The organism is Roseovarius indicus (assembly GCF_008728195.1).
GTDB lineage: Bacteria > Pseudomonadota > Alphaproteobacteria > Rhodobacterales > Rhodobacteraceae > Roseovarius > Roseovarius indicus.
In genome coordinates this window covers 3,730,610-3,748,279 of the sequence record NZ_CP031598.1, presented here as the reverse complement: position 1 = coordinate 3,748,279, position 17,670 = coordinate 3,730,610, and the positions used below count along the sequence as shown (strand labels likewise).

19 protein-coding genes are annotated in these 17,670 nt (G+C 68.4%); 15 read left to right on the top strand and 4 right to left on the bottom strand.

The genetic code is table 11. From position 1 onward, the window contains the following. Positions 1–90: 90 nt before the first annotated feature. The gene (locus tag RIdsm_RS17960; RefSeq protein ID WP_057819946.1) at positions 91–723 is read right to left on the bottom strand and encodes a cytochrome b/b6 domain-containing protein; all 633 of its coding nucleotides are present in this window, start codon (positions 721–723) and stop codon (positions 91–93) included. After that, positions 723–1,022, bottom strand: coding sequence for a PepSY domain-containing protein (locus RIdsm_RS17955; RefSeq protein ID WP_057819948.1), 300 nt, complete (start codon positions 1,020–1,022; stop codon positions 723–725). Before RIdsm_RS17955 ends, RIdsm_RS17960 begins: the two co-directional genes overlap by 1 nt. 133 nt (positions 1,023–1,155) lie before the next feature. Here RIdsm_RS17955 and RIdsm_RS17950 point away from each other — a divergent pair, with 133 nt between their 5' ends. The 8 genes from RIdsm_RS17950 (at position 1,156) to RIdsm_RS17915 (ending at position 9,730) form a co-directional block, all read left to right on the top strand. Then, the gene (locus RIdsm_RS17950) at positions 1,156–1,467 is read left to right on the top strand and encodes a PepSY domain-containing protein (protein WP_057819950.1); all 312 of its coding nucleotides are present in this window, start codon (positions 1,156–1,158) and stop codon (positions 1,465–1,467) included. Further along, positions 1,467–2,132: a response regulator transcription factor gene (locus RIdsm_RS17945; protein WP_057819951.1), complete on the top strand. Its 666-nt coding sequence runs from the start codon at positions 1,467–1,469 to the stop codon at positions 2,130–2,132. Before RIdsm_RS17950 ends, RIdsm_RS17945 begins: the two co-directional genes overlap by 1 nt. Before the next feature lie 5 nt (positions 2,133–2,137). Further along, the gene (locus tag RIdsm_RS17940; RefSeq protein WP_074940772.1) at positions 2,138–3,472 is read left to right on the top strand and encodes a sensor histidine kinase; all 1,335 of its coding nucleotides are present in this window, start codon (positions 2,138–2,140) and stop codon (positions 3,470–3,472) included. Positions 3,473–3,564: 92 nt separating this feature from the next. After that, the gene (locus tag RIdsm_RS17935; protein ID WP_057819955.1) at positions 3,565–5,817 is read left to right on the top strand and encodes a molybdopterin-dependent oxidoreductase; all 2,253 of its coding nucleotides are present in this window, start codon (positions 3,565–3,567) and stop codon (positions 5,815–5,817) included. Between the two features lie 285 nt (positions 5,818–6,102). Then, complete coding sequence (gene dctP, locus RIdsm_RS17930; RefSeq protein ID WP_057819957.1) at positions 6,103–7,083, top strand: TRAP transporter substrate-binding protein DctP; 981 nt, start codon at positions 6,103–6,105, stop codon at positions 7,081–7,083. 31 nt (positions 7,084–7,114) lie between these two features. Continuing rightward, complete coding sequence (locus tag RIdsm_RS30540) at positions 7,115–7,636, top strand: TRAP transporter small permease (RefSeq protein ID WP_057819959.1); 522 nt, start codon at positions 7,115–7,117, stop codon at positions 7,634–7,636. Further along, the gene (locus tag RIdsm_RS17920) at positions 7,621–8,925 is read left to right on the top strand and encodes a TRAP transporter large permease (RefSeq protein WP_057819962.1); all 1,305 of its coding nucleotides are present in this window, start codon (positions 7,621–7,623) and stop codon (positions 8,923–8,925) included. Before RIdsm_RS30540 ends, RIdsm_RS17920 begins: the two co-directional genes overlap by 16 nt. Before the next feature lie 25 nt (positions 8,926–8,950). After that, complete coding sequence (locus RIdsm_RS17915; protein ID WP_057819964.1) at positions 8,951–9,730, top strand: SDR family oxidoreductase; 780 nt, start codon at positions 8,951–8,953, stop codon at positions 9,728–9,730. A 29-nt stretch (positions 9,731–9,759) separates the two neighbouring features. Here the strand turns inward: RIdsm_RS17915 and RIdsm_RS17910 are convergent, their stop codons facing one another. Beyond that, positions 9,760–10,500: an IclR family transcriptional regulator gene (locus RIdsm_RS17910; RefSeq protein WP_057819966.1), complete on the bottom strand. Its 741-nt coding sequence runs from the start codon at positions 10,498–10,500 to the stop codon at positions 9,760–9,762. 128 nt (positions 10,501–10,628) lie between these two features. On the opposite strand from RIdsm_RS17910, the gene RIdsm_RS17905 reads away from it, so the two are divergent. From RIdsm_RS17905 to RIdsm_RS17875, 7 genes are all read left to right on the top strand, one after another. Continuing rightward, a complete protein-coding gene (locus tag RIdsm_RS17905) occupies positions 10,629–12,155 on the top strand; it encodes a class I adenylate-forming enzyme family protein (protein ID WP_057819968.1) in 1,527 nt (508 codons plus the stop codon). After that, positions 12,152–12,961: an enoyl-CoA hydratase/isomerase family protein gene (locus RIdsm_RS17900; protein ID WP_057819970.1), complete on the top strand. Its 810-nt coding sequence runs from the start codon at positions 12,152–12,154 to the stop codon at positions 12,959–12,961. The genes RIdsm_RS17905 and RIdsm_RS17900 overlap by 4 nt, the downstream gene beginning before the upstream one ends. Before the next feature lie 71 nt (positions 12,962–13,032). Next, positions 13,033–13,827 (top strand): enoyl-CoA hydratase-related protein, encoded by a 795-nt coding sequence (locus RIdsm_RS17895; RefSeq protein ID WP_057819972.1) that lies wholly within the window; start codon positions 13,033–13,035, stop codon positions 13,825–13,827. A gap of 139 nt (positions 13,828–13,966) precedes the next feature. Continuing rightward, positions 13,967–14,449, top strand: a complete 483-nt coding sequence (locus RIdsm_RS17890; RefSeq protein ID WP_057819974.1) for a c-type cytochrome — start codon at positions 13,967–13,969, stop codon at positions 14,447–14,449. A gap of 40 nt (positions 14,450–14,489) precedes the next feature. Continuing rightward, positions 14,490–15,368, top strand: coding sequence for a c-type cytochrome (locus RIdsm_RS17885; RefSeq protein ID WP_057819976.1), 879 nt, complete (start codon positions 14,490–14,492; stop codon positions 15,366–15,368). A 168-nt stretch (positions 15,369–15,536) separates the two neighbouring features. Beyond that, positions 15,537–16,025 carry a peptidase associated/transthyretin-like domain-containing protein gene (locus RIdsm_RS17880; RefSeq protein ID WP_057819978.1) on the top strand — a complete coding sequence of 163 codons (489 nt, stop codon included), beginning with the start codon at positions 15,537–15,539 and terminating at the stop codon, positions 16,023–16,025. 20 nt (positions 16,026–16,045) lie between these two features. Beyond that, complete coding sequence (locus RIdsm_RS17875; RefSeq protein ID WP_057819980.1) at positions 16,046–16,654, top strand: ferric reductase-like transmembrane domain-containing protein; 609 nt, start codon at positions 16,046–16,048, stop codon at positions 16,652–16,654. Here the strand turns inward: RIdsm_RS17875 and RIdsm_RS17870 are convergent, their stop codons facing one another. After that, positions 16,655–17,656 (bottom strand): siderophore-interacting protein, encoded by a 1,002-nt coding sequence (locus tag RIdsm_RS17870; RefSeq protein ID WP_057819982.1) that lies wholly within the window; start codon positions 17,654–17,656, stop codon positions 16,655–16,657. Positions 17,657–17,670 lie beyond the last annotated feature (14 nt).

The window sequence follows — 17,670 nt, the reverse complement described above, 5'->3', positions numbered from 1 at the left end:
CGGCTTACAGAAGGCTTACAAACGCCTGCTGAAACGCGACGGCCGGCGGCTGGTTGTCGCCGCCGGCCGTCATGGTCTGGGTGGTGTGGCTCAGGCCCGCTTGCGGCCGGTCACCATAGCGCGGGCAAGGTTCTCGCGGTGGGCGACGCTGGCCCAGATCACCCCGCCGAGATGCAGCAGCACCAGCAGCAGCGTGGCGTTCGCGGCGACCTCGTGCACCTCTTCCCAGGCCTCGCCGGCCTCGGTCTCGCCGTGCTCGCCACGGATCTCGTCGGCGTCATGCCCGGCGCCGTTGCTGGCCTCGGGCGCATGCGCCACGATCCCGGCCAGCGGCCCGCCGCCCTCTTCGGCGGCAAGCGTGCCCATGCCCGAAACCGCCGTCAGCGCAAGCATGGCCAGCAGCGCCACGGTCATCGCCCCGCCCGCCGGGCTGTGCCCGACATGGCGCTCGGCCCGCCCGCACGCAAGGTCGCGCAGATAGGCGAACACCCGCCCCGGCCCGGTCACGAAATCCGAGAACCGGGCCCGGCGCGGGCCGGCCAGCCCCCACAGAACGCGCAGCGCCACCGTCGCGGCGATGGCATACCCGGCATAGCTATGCAGCCATTCGGGCTCGCCCTCGGTCAGGTAGGCGGTGGCAAACCCCGCCACCAGCACCCAGTGCCCGACCCGGATCAGGGGATCCCAGACCCGGATCGTGCCGTTATCGGGATGGCCCCGCATCAGTCGTCATAGCCCCGGCGCGGCAGGGGCTCGCCCGTGACGGGGTGCAGGTAGGCCTCTACCCGCATGCCGTCGGCATTGGTCATCTCCACGTCATAGACGCCGTCATCGGTCTCGATCTCGTGCACCGTGTAGCCCTGCGCCTCCAGCTTCTGCGCAAGCTCGGCGACGCTCATCCATTCGGCGCGGGGCGGCATGTTGGTCATCCGCGCGCCATCGTCGTCCGAGGCCTGCGCGCCTGCGGCGGCAAGCCCGGCGGCAACGGCAATGGCGGTGGCGGCAAGTTTCAGATGTGTCATGGTCGGTTTCCTTTTCGGTTGATGCGGCGCGGTCGCCGCGGTTGGCCCGACCCTTTTGCCGCGACTCGCCTGACCGCAACCTGACGGCCGATGTCAGCTTGCTGTCAGCTTGAAGCCGGTAGACACTGCGCTCATGAAACGATGCTTCGCCCTGCTCCTGCTGACCGCCTGCCTCGGCGGCACGCTCCCGGCCCTTGCCGACCGGGACGACCACGAGCGCGCGCGCGACGCGCTCGAACGGGGCGAGGTGCTGCCGCTCACGCGCATTCTCGAGATTGCCGAGGCCGATACCGGCGGCCGCGCCATCGAGGTCGAGTTCGAGCGCGATGACGGCCGCTGGGTCTACGAGCTCGAGCTCATCACCCCCGACGGGCGCCTTGTCGAGCTCGAGATCGACGGCGCCACCGGCGCCATTCTCGACCGCGACGAAGAGGATGACGACTGATGCGCGCCCTCGCGGTCGAGGACGACCCCCGCATCGCCGCCGATGTCGCCGCGGCGCTCGACGGCGCGGGCTTCCGCACCGAAACCTGCGGCGACGGCGAAGAGGCGTGGTTTCTCGGCGATACCGAATCCTATGACCTGATCGTGCTCGACCTCGGCCTGCCGGGGATGGACGGGCTCTCGGTTCTCAAGCGCTGGCGCGCGGCGGGCTGCGTGACCCCGGTGCTGGTGCTGACGGCCCGCGGCGCCTGGCAGGAACGGGTCGAGGGCATCGAGGCCGGCGCCGACGACTACCTGCCGAAACCCTTCCGCATGGAGGAACTGGTGGCCCGCGCCCGCGCCCTCGTCCGCCGCGCGGCCGGGCACGGAAAGGCGGTTCTCGAGCTCGGCGCCCTGACGCTCGACACCAACCGCATGGCCGCGTCGGTGCGCGGCGTTCCGGTGCCGCTCACCGCGCTCGAATACCGCCTGCTGGCCTATCTCGTCGTCAACCACGAAAGGGTGATCCCGCCGACCGAGCTTCTGGAACATCTCTACGGCGACGACGACGCCCGCGAGGCCAACGCCCTCGAAGCGGTCGTCGCGCGCCTGCGCCGCAAGGTCGGGCAGGGTGTCATCGGCACCCGCCGCGGCTTCGGCTATTTCATCGAAGGCGGTGCCGCGTGAGTGCGATGTCGCTGCGCTGGCGGCTTCTGGCGGCAGGCGCGGCGGCGCTGATCCTCGCGCTGGGGCTGGCGGCGGCCGGGCTCGCACAGCTTTTCGCCACCCACGTGGAACGCCGCGCCGTCGCCGAACTGTCGGTGCATCTCGACCAGGTCATGAGCGGGCTCGAACGCCGCGACGGCGCGCTGGTCCTGGCCCGGCCCCCCGCCGACCCGCGCTTCGCCCAGCCCTATGGCGGGCTCTACTGGCAGGTCGCCGCGGGCGAGGCGCTGCTCCGGTCCCGCTCGCTCTGGGATCACGAGCTTGCCCTGCCGGACGACGCCCTGCGCGACGGCGAGGCGCATGTGCATCGCATCCCGGGCCCCGAGGCCGCCGGCCTCCTGTCGCTCGAACGCACCGTGGCGCTGCCCGAACGGCTGGGCGGCGGCCCGGCCCGCGCCACCGTGGCGATGACCGCGGCCGAGATCGACAGCGCCACCCGCGCCTTCGTCACCGACATGGCCCCCTATCTCGCGCTCCTCCTGCTGGTCCTCGTCGGCGCGCAATGGGTGCAGGTCAGCGTCGGCCTCGCCCCCCTCCGGCATGTCGGCGCCCGCGTCTCCGCGCTGCGCCGCGACCGGGCCGCGCGGATGGGCGCCAACTGGCCCCGCGAGGTTCAGCCGCTCGCCTCCGAACTCGACGGGCTGCTGGCGGAGCGCGACGCCGACGTGGCCAGCGCCCGCGCCCGCGCGGGCGACCTGGCTCACGGCCTCAAGACACCGCTGCAGGCCCTGCTGGGCGAGGCCGGCCGCCTGCGCGCGCAGGGCGAAGACACCGCCGCCGCCGGCATCGAGGAGGTGGCCGGCGCCATGCGCGCCCATGTCGAGCGTGAACTGGCCCGGGCTCGCACCGCGGCCCGCGCCCGCGCCGCCCGCGCCGACGCGGCCGAGGTCGCGCGCCGCGTGGTCGGCGTCCTGAAGCGCACGCCCGACGGCGATCGGCTCGACTGGGTCTGCGACATGCCCGACGGGCTAAGCCTGGCGATCGACGAGGCCGACCTTGCCGAGGCGCTGGGCGCGCTTGCCGAAAACGCCGCGCGCCACGCCCGCGCCCGTGTCACCCTCACCGCCCGCGCCGGCGAAAAAACCGCCGCACAGATCTGCGTCGCCGACGACGGCCCCGGCCTGCCGCCCGCGCGGCTTGCCGCGATGACGGCCCGTGGCGCGCGCGCCGACGAAGGCGGGCAGGGCTCCGGCCTCGGCCTGACCATCGCCGCCGAGATCGCCCGCGCCGCCGGCGGCGACCTGTCCCTGCGGAACACGACCCCCGGCCTGTCGGCCTGCCTGACGCTGCCCGTGGCATGACAGCCCCGTACCCGGCCCGAAAGGGATGGGCGGCGGCGCGGCATCCGGTATAAGGGGCCTGCCAGTGCCAAACCTATTCGAGCGGACAAGCGATGACCGACACACCCGAGCGCAAGACCCGCGTGACCTCCAGCCACTGGGGCGCGTTCGAAGTGGTCACCGAAGGCGACCGCATCGTCGCCACGCGCCCCTTCGCCCCCGATCCCGCCCCGTCGCGCATCCCCGAAATCCTGCCGCAGGCCGTGCATCACGACACGCGCGTCACCCGGCCCTCGGTCCGCCGGGGCTGGCTCGAGACGCGCGACCGCTCGCGGCGCGGGCAGGACGACTTCGTCGAGCTCCCCTGGGACGAGGCGCTCGACATCGCTGCCTCCGAAATCGACCGCGTGCGCACAACCCACGGCAACGAAGCGATCTTCGGCGGCTCCTACGGCTGGGCCTCCGCCGGCCGCTTTCACCACGCGCTCAGCCAGGTGCACCGCTTCCTCAACTGCACCGGCGGCTATGTCGCCTCCTTCGGCAGCTATTCCACCGGCTGCGCCCAGGCGATCATGCCCCATGTGATCGGCGTCAACTTCCTGAAATACATGTATGGCGCCCAGCACAGCTGGCGCACCATCGCCGAGAACACCGAGACGCTGGTCATGTTCGGCGGCATCAACCCGAAGAACTCGCAGGTCAGCATGGGCGGCGTGACCGAACACGAAACCCCCGGCTGGTTCGACCGCTTCCTGCAAGACCCCGCCATGCGCTGCATCAACATAGGCCCCCAGCGCACCGACGCGCCCGAGGGCTGCGAGTGGATCCCTTTGCGCCCCGCCTCCGACACCGCGATGATGCTGGCGCTCGCCTACGTGCTGGAAGACGAGGGGCTGACCGACCGCGCCTTCCTCGACCGCTTCACCACCGGCTTCGATCGCTTCCGCCCCTACCTGATGGGCGACAGCGACGGCACGCCCAAGACCCCCGAATGGGCCGCGCCCCTCTGCGAGGTCGACCCGCAAACCATCCGCGACCTCGCCCGCCGCATGGCCGCGACCCGCACGATGATCACCGTGGCATGGTCGCTGCAGCGGGCCGAGCATGGCGAACAGCCCTACTGGATGTCGATGGTGCTGGGCGCGATGCTGGGGCAGGTGGGCCTGCCCGGCGGCGGGGTGGGCTATGGCTACGGCGCCATCGGCGGCGTCGGCAAGTCGCTGCGCCGGCTTGGCGGCATGACGCTGGGGCAGGGGCAGAACCCGGTCGAGCACGTCATCCCTGTGGCCCGCATCGCCGACATGCTGCTGAACCCCGGCCAACCTTACGACTTCAACGGCCGCAACGCGCCGTACCCCGATATCCGGCTGGTCTACTGGGCCGGCGGCAACCCGTTCCACCACCACCAGGATCTCAACCGCCTGCAGGAGGCGTGGAAGCGCCCCGAGACCGTCATCGTCAACGAACCGTGGTGGACAGCCACCGCCAAACGCGCCGACATCGTCTTCCCGGCGACGACGCCCTATGAACGCGAGGATATCGGGCGCGCCAATCTCGACGACTACCTCTTCTTCATGCCGCAACTCATACCGCCCGTGGGCGAGGCGCGCAGCGATTACGAGATCTTCGCGGGTCTCGCCGAACGCCTCGGCGTGGGCGAGCGGTTCACCGAAGGCCGCGACGCCGATGGCTGGCTCCGCCACCTCTATGCCGATTTCCGCGAGGGCGCCGCCAGGGCCGGGGTCGAGATCCTCGACTTCGACGGCCTGCGCGACCGGAACTGGATGCGCCTGCCCATCCGGCCCGACGAAGACGAGCCCTCCTTCCTCACCCGCTTCCGCGACGATCCCGACGCCCAGCCGCTCGCCACCCCCTCGGGCCGGATCGAGATCTTCTCGGAAACCGTCGACGGCTTCGGCTATGACGACTGCCCCGGCCACCCGGTCTGGCTGCCGCCCAAGGAATGGCTGGGCGAGGCCGGGACAGACGCGCCGCTGCACCTCGTCTCGCCCCAGCCGGGCGACAAGCTGCACAGCCAGATGGAATCGGCGCTGGCCGACGTGCCGGGCGCGCGGCCCGAAACGCTGGTCATCTCGCCCTCCGACGCGAATGCCCGCGGCATCGCCACGGGCGACCTTGTCCGCGTCCACAATGCGCGGGGCGCCTGCATGGCCCGCGCGCTCGTCTCCGGCGATATCCGGCCCGGCGTCGTCGCCCTGCCGACCGGGGCATGGTATGGCGATCCGGGCGAGAACACCGACCCCGACGGCAACCCCAACGTCCTGACGCTCGACGTCGGCACCTCGCGGCTCGGGCAGGGCAGCAGCGCGCACACCGCCCTGGTCGACGTGTCGCCGGCCGGCTGACAGCCGGGCCGCCACCCGCGGCACCGGCCGTCGCACCGACGGAATACCGACGTTATACCGACGTGATACCGACACCCCGAAACCGCTATGCGGGAGCGGCCGGCAGCGGCATGACCCTCCACATTGAATCGTCCGCTCCTCAGAAAAGAATTCCGCACTGCGGAACCGCCAACCCGGTTATTCGCTTTACAGTACCCCCATTCGCGGCTTGTTTTGGAGCCGATCCGGTAGGACTGCGCCCCGCCACCCGGCACCGCATCCGCCATCAAATGGGAGGAACCTGAAATGACCTTTATCAAGCAGAGCTTTTGCGCCGCCGCCATCATGGCCGCGGGGGCCATCCCGGCCCATGCCGAATCCCTGACCATGCTGTCGAGCTGGGACGAAAGCTACAACGCCGTCCCCGTCTTCGCCCAGGGCTTCGCCGAGAAGCTCGAGGAGAACTCCGGCGGCGACCTCACGGTCGAACTGCGCGGCCCCGAAACCGTCTCGCCCTTCGAGCAGCTTCAGCCGGTCTCGGCGGGCCTCTTCGACATGCTCTTCACCCACGGCGCCTATCACCTCGGTGAAACCGCCATGGCCTTCGGCATGGACGCGGTCACCGACGACCCCGAAGCCCGCCGCGAAAGCGGCATCTTCGACGTGATCGACAGCCACTACAACAAGCGCAACCTCAAGCTCATCGGCGTCTTTTCCGCCGCCTCGGGCTATCACATCATGCTACGTGACCCGATCGGCGAGGACGGCGCGCTCGAAGGCCGCAAGATCCGCGCCTCGGGCACCTACCATGACCTCGTGACCGAACTGGGCGGCTCCGTCGTCACCCTGCCGGCCTCCGAAATCTACTCCTCGCTCGAACGCGGCGTGGTCGACGGCGCGGCCTGGCCCGTCTTCGGCGCGATGGATTACAAGTGGTACGAGGTCGCCGACTATATGACCCGGCCCACCTTCGGCGTCACCAACCTGTCGATGTTCATGAACCTCGACACCTGGAACGGCCTGAGCGAAGATCAGCAGAAGATGGTCGTCGATACCGCGAAAGAGCTCGAAGTCGAAGGGCGCCTGCACTTCGAAGACCTGTGGGAGAAGGAAGACAAGGCCATGCAGGAAGCCGGTCTCGAAATCACCCAGTTCGGGGACGAGACCGCCGAGAACGTGAACGCCATCTTCGCCGCCGGCATCTGGAAACAGGTCGAGGCGAAAGCGGGCGACGACGGCAAGGCCTTCCACGACCTCGCGGTCGAAAAGGGCCTGACCGCCGAATAAACCGGCCCGACTTTGGGAGGAGCAAGTCCGGATGAAACGCCTTTGCCGCGTGCATGACGCGATCACCAGCGCCACGTTCTGGGCGGCGTCATTCGGGGTCCTCTACCTCACCCTCGTAACGGCCGGAGAAGTCTTCGGCCGTTACGTCCTGGCCTCGCCCTCCGACTGGGCGCCCGACACGGCCGCCGTGTCCTTCGGCCTGATCACCTTCTTCGCGGTCCCTTACCTGACATGGAAATCGGGCCACGCGTCGATGGATTTCATCGTCAACGCCGTGCCCCGGCGGGTGTCGGTCACGATGATGCGGGTCAACTACGTCATCGGCTTCGCGGTCTGCGCGCTCTGCGCCTGGGTCGGCGGGGTCGAGGCCGCGCGCCAGATATCCTCGGGCGTCATGATCGTCTCGGTCACGCCCATTCCGAAATGGGTCGTCTTCGTGCCGCTGGTCTACGGGCTGGGCAATTCGGCCCTGTATTTCATCCGCCATTTCATGGCGACGTTCGGGCACGACCCCGACACCACCGAGGGAGCGCACGAGTGGAGTGGTACGTAATCCTGAGCAGCGTGTTCTTTCTGCTGCTGGCCCTGTTCCTCATGGGGCTCCCGATCTTCCTGTCCTTCCTGCTCATCAACGTGGGCGGGCTCTATATCCTGACGGGCGACATCAAGGGCGTGCTGCTGGTGGTGAACTCGATGTTCAGCACCTCGACCAGCATCTCGCTCGCCGCCATTCCCTTGTTCGTCCTGCTGGGGGAGCTCCTGTTCCGCTCCGGCTCGGTCCGCATCATCTTCGACGCGGTCGACGCGCTGGTCGGCAATTTCCGCGCCCGGCTCTACGCGGTCAGCATCGTGCTCTCCACCGTCTTCGGGGCGCTTTCCGGCTCGGCCATGGCCGTGGCGGCGATGATGGGCTCCTCGCTCCTGCCGGAAATGCAGAAGCGCAACTATGACCGCAGCCTCTCCATGGGCACCATCCTCGCCGGCGCCAGCCTCGCGCCGATCATCCCGCCCTCGGTCATGGCCGTGGTGCTGGGCATCCTCTCCAAGGTCTCGATCTCGGCCCTGCTGGTCGCGGGCATCCTGCCCGGCATCCTGCTCGCCACGGCCTTCCTGCTCTACACCATGGTGCGCGGGTTCCTGAACCCCGATGTCGCGCCGCTCTCCGAAAGCGCCGAACGCCCCTGGTCCGAACGCGGCCGCACCGCGCTCCGCGCCGCGCCGTTCCTCCTGATCATCGTCACCATCCTCGGACTCATCCTCGGCGGCATCGCCACGCCCACCGAGGCCGCCGCCAGCGGCTGCGTCGCCGCCGCCATCATCTGCGCCATCTTCGGCAACCTGCGCCTGTCGTCGCTCATCGAGGCGTTGCGCTCCACCGCCATGATCACCGCGATGATCATGATCATCATGGTCTGCTCGGTCTCCTTCAGCCAGCTCCTGAACTTCACCGGCGCCACCTTCGAGCTGGTCAAGCTCGTCTCGGCCCTGACCCTGCCGCTGGTGCTGATGTTCATCATGCTGCAACTGCTGCCCTTCGTGCTCTGCATGTTCATCGACCAGATCGCGCTGATGATCATGCTGGTGCCGATCTACCAGCCGATGATCGGCGCGCTGGGCTTCGACCCGATCTGGTTCTGGACGATCTTCCTGATCAACATGTCGATCGGGGGCATCACGCCGCCCTTCGGCTACACGCTCTTCTCGCTGCAGGGCGCGTCCGACGGTATCCCGATCCAGGCCGTCTACCGCTCGGTGCTGCCCTTCATCGCGATCTTCATCGCCGTCATCGCCATTCTCGCGCTGGTGCCGGAGATCATCCTGTTCCTGCCGTCGCTCCTGTGACGGCGCTTAATTCCGGGAGGTGACAATGGACCTTGGTATTTCGGGCCGTGCGGCCCTCGTTCTCGGCGGGTCTCAGGGGCTTGGCCTGTCCTGCGCGAAAGCCTTGGCAGAGGCCGGCGTGCGCGTCGCCATCAACGGCCGCGACGCGGCCAAGGCCGAAGCGGCGGCAAAGGAGATCGGCGGCGGCGCCATCGCCGTGCCCGGCGACATTTCCGAGCCCGAGAACCGCAAGGCCATCGTCGAGAAAGCCCGCGCCGCACTCGGCCCCATCACCATCCTCGTCACCAATGCCGGCGGCCCGCCGCCCGGCCCGGTGGAAAGCCACGCCGAAGACATCTGGCTGAACGCGCTGAAAACCAACATGCTGCCCGCCATCGACTTCGCCCGCCAGTGCCTGCCCGACATGCGGGCCGAGGGCTATGGCCGCATCGTCAACGTCACCTCCTTCACCGTGCGCGACCCTTACCCCAACATGGGCGTCGCGACCGGCGTGCGCGCGGGCCTCACCGGCGCCATGCGCAGCCTCTCGCACGAGATCGCGCCCGACGGCATCACCGTCAACAACCTGCTGCCCGGCCTGATGGACACCGGCGCGCTCGAACGGGTCTACAACGCCCAGTCCAAGGCAAAGGGCATCACGCCGGACGAGGCCAAGGGCGCCATGGCCGAAAGCGTGCCGATGCGGCGGCTGGGGCAGGGGGCCGATTTCGGCCCGGCCTGTGCCTTTCTCTGTTCCGTGCATGCGGGCTATATCACCGGGCAGAACCTGACGGTCGATGGCGGTCTGGCCCGGCCCCTGCTGTGATCCGCCGGCGCGGCGCCGCCCGCCGCCGCTCAGAACGCGTTGGCCTCGTGCATCAGCAGCTCGGCAATCTCGCCCCGCATCTGCGCCTCGCTGACGCTGCCGGTGGCCACGGGAATGGTCAGCGCCGCCGTCTCGTCCTGGAAGCTGATCGGCACGGCAACCCCGCCGATCCCCTCCTTCCACGAGTTCCGGATCGTCGCGAAGCCGTTCGCAAGGCAGGCATCGAGGGCGCTGTCGAACTCTTCCGTCGACTCGCCCCGCCGCGTCAGGTCGGCCCGCAGCCGCCCCGCCAGCGCCCGGCGCTCCTGCACCGGCAGCGCGGCGATCAGCGCGATCCCCGCCGCCGAGACCTGCATCCTCAGCCGCCCGCCGGTGGCCAGCCGCACCGACACCATGTTGGTGCCCTGAACCACCGCCACGAAGGTGCAGTACATCCCGTCCCGGATCGCCAGCGCCGCGGTCTCGCCCGTCTTCCGGCTCAGCGCCTCCAGGTGCGGCCGGGCCCTGTCGCGCAGGTTCAGCCCGGCCAGAACCGGGTAGCCCAGCGTCAGGCTCTTCGGCGTCAGCTCGTAGGCGCGGCCGGTGCCGGTGGGGCGGATATAGCCCAGAACGCTCAGCGTGTGGGTCAGCCGGCTCACCGTCGAGGGCGCCAGCCCGACCGCATCCGAGATGGCGCGATTGCCGATCGGCTGGTGCGACCGAGACAGACATTCGAGGATCGCCAGCCCCCGTGCCAGTGCATCCACGAACTGTCGGTCGCCTTGTACCATGCCGAAACTCTCCCGCTGTGGTATTCCGCTCTGCGGAATAGATTTCTGCAATTTCCCATTGCGTTTACCGCCTCCTTCGGGACATGTCGAGACCATCGGCACACCCCGCCGACCAAAGGGAGGAAAACATGCTGACAGGTGATATGCTCCGCCGCTCGGCCGAGCGGTTTCCGAAAAAGCCGGCCATTCTCTGGCAGGGCCACTCCACGTCCTATGCCGAGCTCGATATTGCGGCCAACCGCCTTGCAAACCGGCTCATTGACGACGGGCTGAAGAAGGGCACCAAGGTCGGCATGATCTCCCGCAACCGCACCGAATACGGTGTTGCGTTCTTCGGCATCGCGCGGTCCGGTTGCGTGATGGTAAACATTTCGGTGCTCTATGCGCCCGACGAGCTGGCCTACGTGCTCGACAAGGCCGACGTGGAATGTCTCGTTTACGAAGACATGTTCGCCGAAAAGGTCGACGCGGTTAAGGACAGGCTGCCGAAGCTGAAGAAACTGGTCTGCATCGGCGAGGGCGGCGACGAGACATTCGAGAGCTTCATCGCCAAGGGCGGTGAGCATTATCCTGACGTCGCCATCGACGAGGATGACCCGTTCTGCATGACCTACACGGGCGGCACCACCGGCCGGCCCAAAGGCGTGCTCTGCAGTCACCGCAACCGCAACATCACCGCCCACACCGTGATGGTCGAGGAAGCCATCGACGAGCGCGACATCGTCGGCATCGTCACGCCGCTCTTCCACGTGGCGGCCCTCAACATCATGTTCCAGCCCGCCATCCTCGCCGGCGCCACCACGACGCTTCTTAGCAAGTGGACGGTCGAGGATTTCGCCGCCATGGCGAAGGAAACCGGCATGACCGCGCTCTTCGCCGTGCCCACCCAGCTTTCTATGGTCGTCAGCGACCCGGGCTTCGACGCCGCCAACTACGCCACCTGGCGCAAGGTCTCCTTCGCCGGCGCCCCCATGCCCGACTGGGTGCAATCCGAGCTGATGGAGAAACTGCCGAACCTCGCCATCACCCAGATCTACGGCCAGTCCGAGATGGGCGTGCTCACCTCGCTCCGCGCCTGGTACCTGCCCGAAAAACTCGGGTCCGTGGGCCGCCAATGCTACAATGTCGACGTGGGCGTCATCGACCAGAACGGCAACAAGGTCGCCCCCGGCGAGATCGGCGAAATCGCCTCGCGCGGCGACAACGTCATGCTCGAATACTACAACGAGCCCGAGCAGACCGCCAAGTTCTGGCAGAACGGCTGGGCGCTCACGGGCGACGTGGGCACGATCGACGAAGAGGGGTTCATCACCCTGATCGACCGCTCGAAGGACATGATCATTTCCGGCGGCGAGAACGTCTATCCCAAGGAAATCGAAGACGTCATCTATGACCGCGACGAAGTGGCCGAATGCGCCGTCTTCGGCATCCCCGACGACAAGTGGGGCGAGGTGCCGGCGGCCTTCGTCATGCTGAAGGCGGGCGAGACCCTCGACGAGGACACCCTGGTGGAGCACTGCGCCGAGCGGCTCGCCCGCTTCAAGCGCCCCCGCCACGTGGAATTCGTCGAGGATTTCCCGAAAACGCCCATCGGCAAGATACAGAAGAACATCCTCAAAGAGCCATTCTGGAAAGGCAGGGAGAAGAAGATATGACCGATACCTATGACGGCTACGAGCGCCTCAAATTCGACTGGCCGGCCGAGCGCGTCCTCCGCGTGACCATGGAAAACCCCGGCCGGATGAACGCCGCCGACAGCGTGATGCATGGCGAGCTGGTCAAGGTCTGGCGCGACATCGACGAAGACCCGCGCGTCAACGCGGTCATCATCCGCGGCGCCGGCGATGCCTTCTCGGGCGGCGGCGACCTCGAGCTGGTCAAGGAGATGACGCAGGATTTCAACACGCTGAACCGCGTCTGGAAGGAAGCCCGCGACCTCGTCTACAACGTGATCAACTGCTCCAAGCCGGTCGTCTCAGCCATGGAAGGCCCCGCCGTGGGGGCAGGGCTCGTCGCCGGGCTTTTGGCCGATGTCTCCATCGCCTCGCGCACCGCCCGCATCATCGACGGCCACACCCGCCTCGGCGTTGCCGCGGGCGACCACGCCGCCATCGTCTGGCCGCTCCTCTGCGGGCTCGCCAAGTCGAAATACTACCTGATGACCTGCGAACCCGTCAGCGGCGAAGAGGCCGAGCGCATCGGCCTCGTCTCCCTCGTGACCGAGCCGGAAGACCTGCACGACAAGGCGCTCGAAGTGGCCACCAAGCTGGCGAAAGGCGCCCCCGGCGCCGTGCGCTTCACCAAGTATGCGCTCAACAACTGGCTGCGCATGGCCGGGCCCACCTTCGACACCTCGCTGGCGCTCGAATTCATGGGCTTCAACGGCCCCGACGTGCAGGAAGGGCTGGCCTCGCTCAAGGAGAAGCGGAAGCCGAACTTCGACCCGGAATCGCCGCTCTGACCCCAAGACGGCCCCGACACCGCCCCGGCCGATGAGGGCCGGGGCCTTCACGCGCTCAAGCAGGAGTGACGATGACAGAACAATCCGGCCCGCCCGAAGACATGGTTCTTCTCGAACATCCCGAACCGGGGGTCGCCGTCGTGCGCCTCAACCGGCCCAGCGTGAAGAATGCGCTCGACCTGGAAATCCGCAAGCAGCTGGCCCAGGTCTTTCGCGGCCTCGTCGACCAGGATGACCTCCGCTGTGTCGTGCTGACCGGCGACGAGACAAGCTTTGCCGCGGGCGCCGACATCGCCGACATGGCCCGGATCTCGGCGGTCGAGATGTACCACCGCCACACCGAACGCCTCTGGGCGGCCGTGGCCGATTGCCCGGTACCGGTGATCGCGGCGGTGAACGGCTACGCTCTCGGCGGCGGGCTGGAGCTGGCGCTGCTCTGCGACATCTCGATCATCGGCCGCAGCACCAAGCTGGGCCAGCCCGAGGTGCGCGTCGGCATCATGCCCGGCGCCGGCGGCACCCAGCGGCTGGTGCGCGAGATCGGCAAGTTCCGCGCCATGCGCCTGTGCCTGACGGGCGAGGTGATCGACGCCGAAGAGGCCTGGGACATGGGCCTCGCCTCAAAGGTGGTCGACGACGACAAGGTCATGGCCGAGGCGATGGACATGGCCCGCAACATCGCCGCCATGCCGCCCATCGCGGTGGCCCAGATCAAGGAAGTCATCCTGCACGGCATGGATGTCCCCCTCGGCGCCGCGCTGGCGCTCGAACGCAAGGCGGTGCAGCTGCTCTTCGCGACCGAGGACAAGGCCGAGGGTATGCAGGCCTTCCTCGACAAGCGCGCCCCGGATTTCACCGGCAACTGACCCCCGGCCACCGGCCGGGGCTGCCGCGCGCACGTGGATGCGCACGCGGATGTGATCGGAACGCCAATTTGGCGTTTCGCGAAACGGCATGGCATCGGTTACGCTCGACCCCGCAAAACTTTGATCGGGAGTAGCCTATATGAAACATGGAATTCGTCTCTTCGTCGGCCTTGCCGCCGCCGGCATTGTCGCCACCCACGCCATCAGCCAGGAAAATACCGACAAGGCCATTCAGGCCGCCGTCGAGGCCCGGCAATCCCAGATGACCCTCTATGCCTTCAATATCGGCCTGCTCGGCAGCATGGCGAAAGGCGAGGTCGAGTATGACGCCGAAGCCGCCACCGCCGCCGCGACCAACCTCGCGTCGCTCTCCAAGCTCGACCAGTCGCGCCTCTGGCCGCAGGGGTCGGATGCCGAAACCCTCGGCAGCGACACGACCGAAGCCCTGCCCGCGATCTGGGAAGAGGGCAGCGATATCGGCGACAAGGCGATGGCGCTGATCTCGGCGGCCGACGACATGCAGGCCGCGGCCGGCGACGGGCTCGACGCCCTGCGCGGCGCCATCGGCCCGGTCGGCAAGTCCTGCGGCGGATGCCACGAGGATTTCCGCCTGGATGACTGACCCGCGCAAGCGGGCGGTGCCACACGCGATAGGGTGAGCCATGCGCAAACTCGGCCTGTTTCTTGCCGGCCTGCTGATCCTCGCGGGCGTCGGGGCGTGGTTCGCGACCATGCCCCGCACCCTGCCGGATGACACCTTCGCCGGCCTCGACGGCAACGCCGAGGCGGGGCGCGACGTGTTCTGGGCCTCGGGCTGCGCCTCCTGCCACACCGACCCCGAGGCCGAAAGCAGCGACGCACCGGTCCTCTCCGGCGGCTACCGCATGGAAAGCCCGTTCGGCACCTTCATCGCCCCCAACATCTCGCCCGGCGAAGAGGGGCTCGCCGGCTGGTCGGCCCATGACCTCGGCAACGCCCTTCTCGCCGGCGTCTCGCCATCCGGGCAGCATCTCTACCCCTCGCTGCCCTACACCTCCTACCGGCGGATGGCGGCACAGGACGTCGTCAACCTGAAGGCGTTCCTCGACACCCTGCCGGTTTCCGACCGCGAAAGCGCCCCGCACGAGCTGGGCTTTCCCTTCACCATCCGCCGCGGCCTCGGCCTCTGGAAACGGCTCAACCTGACCGACGCGTGGTACCTGGCCAAGGCCGAGGGCGACCAGCTCCGGCGCGGCCGCTACCTGGTCGAGGCGCTGGGCCATTGCGCCGAATGCCACACGCCCCGCGATGCCACCGGCGGGCTCGACCGGTCGCGATGGATGCAAGGTGCGCCCAACCCCTCGGGCAAGGGCACCATCCCCGCCATCAACGCGGCCGAGCTGGGCTGGTCGGCCACCGACATTGCCTATTACCTCGAAACCGGCTTCACCCCGGATTACGACAGCGCCGGCGGCCAGATGACCAAGGTCATCGCCTCGATCTCGAAACTCCCCGCGGAAGACCGCGAGGCCATCGCCGCCTATCTTCTGGCCATTCCCTGACCATTTGTCCGCCACCGAACCGCCGTTCACGAAATTGTTGACCAAAGTTCACGGCCCCGCGGGCCTTTCGGCGCGACGCGCCACTGGCATCGCCCTAATTGGAAATGTTAAGCTTGGCGACATACATGACGTTTGTCGCGCACCCAATGCACGAAAGGAGCAATCCGAATGACGTCTGCCTTCATCAATCGCCGAACCCTCCTTGCCACCGGCGGCTCCGCGCTGGCGACCGGCGCTACGGGCCTGCTTTACCCCGCCCACGCACAGGCGCTGGAGCCCACCGCCTCGATGCGCGGCGGCTCGAACAACTACCGCCCCGGCGCGCCCATCGTCGACCGCATCGGCAATGGCGGCTTCTGGATGTCGGGCACCGTGCGCCGCGCCGGCGACGGCGCCCCGCTCGAAGGCCAGCGCATCCAGATCTGGGCGCACACCACGGAAGGCCATGAACGCGACTGGGCCAGCCACGGCGCCACGCTCACAGATGCCAACGGCGAATTCCGCCTGGAAATGCCCCAGATCGTGCCCGCCTTCGGCCAGCCGCACGGCCACCTCGCCTATGACAGCGAGGAATTCCAGACGGTCTTCCTGCGCCCCATCATGAGCAGCGCCAGCGACACCAGCCTCGAGGCACATTTCGTCCTCCAACCGGCCTGAGCCCGTCCGGACCTGACCCCATGCCCCGTCTCCGCCCGATGCTTGTCTGGGCCGCCCTCGCGGCTGCCGTGATCGTCCCCCTCGCGGCGGCGGCGCAAAGCCCGCTTCTGGCGTGGCGGCAGCCGGTCTATATCGTCGCGGGCTTCGCCGGGGTGCTGGGCATGACCTTGCTGCTGCTCCAGCCCCTGCTGGCCGCCGGCTCCCTGCCGGGGCTCAGGGGCGCCGACAGTCGCAAGGTGCATCGCGTCACCGGTGCGGCCCTCGTCCTGTCGGTCATCCTGCACGTGATCGGCCTCTGGATCACCAGCCCGCCCGACGTGGTCGATGCGCTGCTCTTCCGCTCGCCCACGCCGTTCTCGGCCTGGGGCGTCGTCGCCATGTGGGCGCTCTTCGCCACGGCGCTGCTGGCGCTCCTGCGCCGCCGCATCGGCCTGCGCTGGCGGGTCTGGCGCATCGGGCATACGGGCCTCGCGCTGGTCATCGTGGTGGGCAGCGTGGTTCACGCCCTGCTGATCCAGGGCACCATGGAAACCATCTCGAAAACCGCCCTCTGCGCACTGGTGCTCGCCGCCACGCTTCGCGTCGTGGCCGACCCGCGCGTGGTGTCGAAGCTGAAAAAGGCGCGCTGATCACCTGGTCCAGTAGGCTGCCGCCTGAAATTCCTTCCGCGAAAACCCGAGCTCCGACAGCGTCTCGCGCACCGATACGGCCTCGGCGCGTTCCGCCGCGAAGAACAGGAACCGGTCGTCCCGGGGGATGGGCAGCGTCCGGCACGCCGTGACCGGTGACACACCCGCACCGCGCACGACCCAGTCGACGTCAAACCCCTCGGGATGCGCAATCTCCTGGATGTCATCCGCCTCCGGCACGAAAAGCACCGCGCGGCCCCTCTGCGACGCCGGCACCTCCGACAGGATGCGCACGGCGACCGGCACGGCGGTCTCATCCGCCACGATTCCGATCCACCCGGCACTGGGCGGATCGCTTCCAACGGGGCCGGTCAGGGCAATCTCCTCGCCGATACCGGCTGTCAGAATCCATTCGGTCACCCGGCCGCTCTCATGCAGGAAGACGTCGAACACGATCCGCGCCGCGTCCCCCTCCATCCGGTCGATCTGCCGCGTGGTGTAAACCGGCCGGTGCCACGCCTCCACGCCCCCCGGCCATTGCGTCAGCCCCCCGGCGTCCAGCTCGGGCCATCCGGCCCCTTCGGGCCCGAAGAGCAGGCGGAAATGCATGCCGCCCCTCGCAAACCGCCCCAGGTCGGGCCCGGTGATCGTGACCCGCATGTAAGACGGCGAGATCCGCTCGATCCCTTCCACCCGGGCCAGGCTCATATTGGCGGGGCGGCCCTTCGCATGCTCCTGCCAGGCAAGGTGCAGCCCACGCTGAGACAGCCTGAGCGCCAGCAGGTCGCGCAGGCTTTGCAGCTGCGCGGCCGTCTCCGAGGCAATGCTGATCCGCGTGCGGGCGCCATCGCCCGCCACGTCCACCGTGCCAAGGCGCAGGCTCACCCGCAGCGTATCGCCCTGCCGCTCGGCCATCAGGCCGAGCGTGTTGGCGGTGGCTTCGAACCCGTCCACCGCCCGGCCGGCGGGCATGTCGAGCAACGCGACAGAGCTGTGTGCCATGGCCTTACCCTCGC

Bases quoted from the DNA above. Each gene is read 5' to 3' on its own strand.
- RIdsm_RS17960 (WP_057819946.1), bottom strand. From the start codon at position 723: ATGCGGGGCCATCCCGATAACGGCACGATCCGGGTCTGGGATCCCCTG.
- RIdsm_RS17955 (WP_057819948.1), bottom strand. From the start codon at position 1,022: ATGACACATCTGAAACTTGCCGCCACCGCCATTGCCGTTGCCGCCGGG.
- RIdsm_RS17950 (WP_057819950.1), top strand. From the start codon at position 1,156: ATGAAACGATGCTTCGCCCTGCTCCTGCTGACCGCCTGCCTCGGCGGC.
- RIdsm_RS17945 (WP_057819951.1), top strand. From the start codon at position 1,467: ATGCGCGCCCTCGCGGTCGAGGACGACCCCCGCATCGCCGCCGATGTC.
- RIdsm_RS17940 (WP_074940772.1), top strand. From the start codon at position 2,138: ATGTCGCTGCGCTGGCGGCTTCTGGCGGCAGGCGCGGCGGCGCTGATC.
- RIdsm_RS17935 (WP_057819955.1), top strand. From the start codon at position 3,565: ATGACCGACACACCCGAGCGCAAGACCCGCGTGACCTCCAGCCACTGG.
- dctP (WP_057819957.1), top strand. From the start codon at position 6,103: ATGACCTTTATCAAGCAGAGCTTTTGCGCCGCCGCCATCATGGCCGCG.
- RIdsm_RS30540 (WP_057819959.1), top strand. From the start codon at position 7,115: ATGAAACGCCTTTGCCGCGTGCATGACGCGATCACCAGCGCCACGTTC.
- RIdsm_RS17915 (WP_057819964.1), top strand. From the start codon at position 8,951: ATGGACCTTGGTATTTCGGGCCGTGCGGCCCTCGTTCTCGGCGGGTCT.
- RIdsm_RS17910 (WP_057819966.1), bottom strand. From the start codon at position 10,500: ATGGTACAAGGCGACCGACAGTTCGTGGATGCACTGGCACGGGGGCTG.
- RIdsm_RS17905 (WP_057819968.1), top strand. From the start codon at position 10,629: ATGCTGACAGGTGATATGCTCCGCCGCTCGGCCGAGCGGTTTCCGAAA.
- RIdsm_RS17900 (WP_057819970.1), top strand. From the start codon at position 12,152: ATGACCGATACCTATGACGGCTACGAGCGCCTCAAATTCGACTGGCCG.
- RIdsm_RS17895 (WP_057819972.1), top strand. From the start codon at position 13,033: ATGACAGAACAATCCGGCCCGCCCGAAGACATGGTTCTTCTCGAACAT.
- RIdsm_RS17890 (WP_057819974.1), top strand. From the start codon at position 13,967: ATGAAACATGGAATTCGTCTCTTCGTCGGCCTTGCCGCCGCCGGCATT.
- RIdsm_RS17885 (WP_057819976.1), top strand. From the start codon at position 14,490: ATGCGCAAACTCGGCCTGTTTCTTGCCGGCCTGCTGATCCTCGCGGGC.
- RIdsm_RS17880 (WP_057819978.1), top strand. From the start codon at position 15,537: ATGACGTCTGCCTTCATCAATCGCCGAACCCTCCTTGCCACCGGCGGC.
- RIdsm_RS17875 (WP_057819980.1), top strand. From the start codon at position 16,046: ATGCCCCGTCTCCGCCCGATGCTTGTCTGGGCCGCCCTCGCGGCTGCC.
- RIdsm_RS17870 (WP_057819982.1), bottom strand. From the start codon at position 17,656: ATGGCACACAGCTCTGTCGCGTTGCTCGACATGCCCGCCGGCCGGGCG.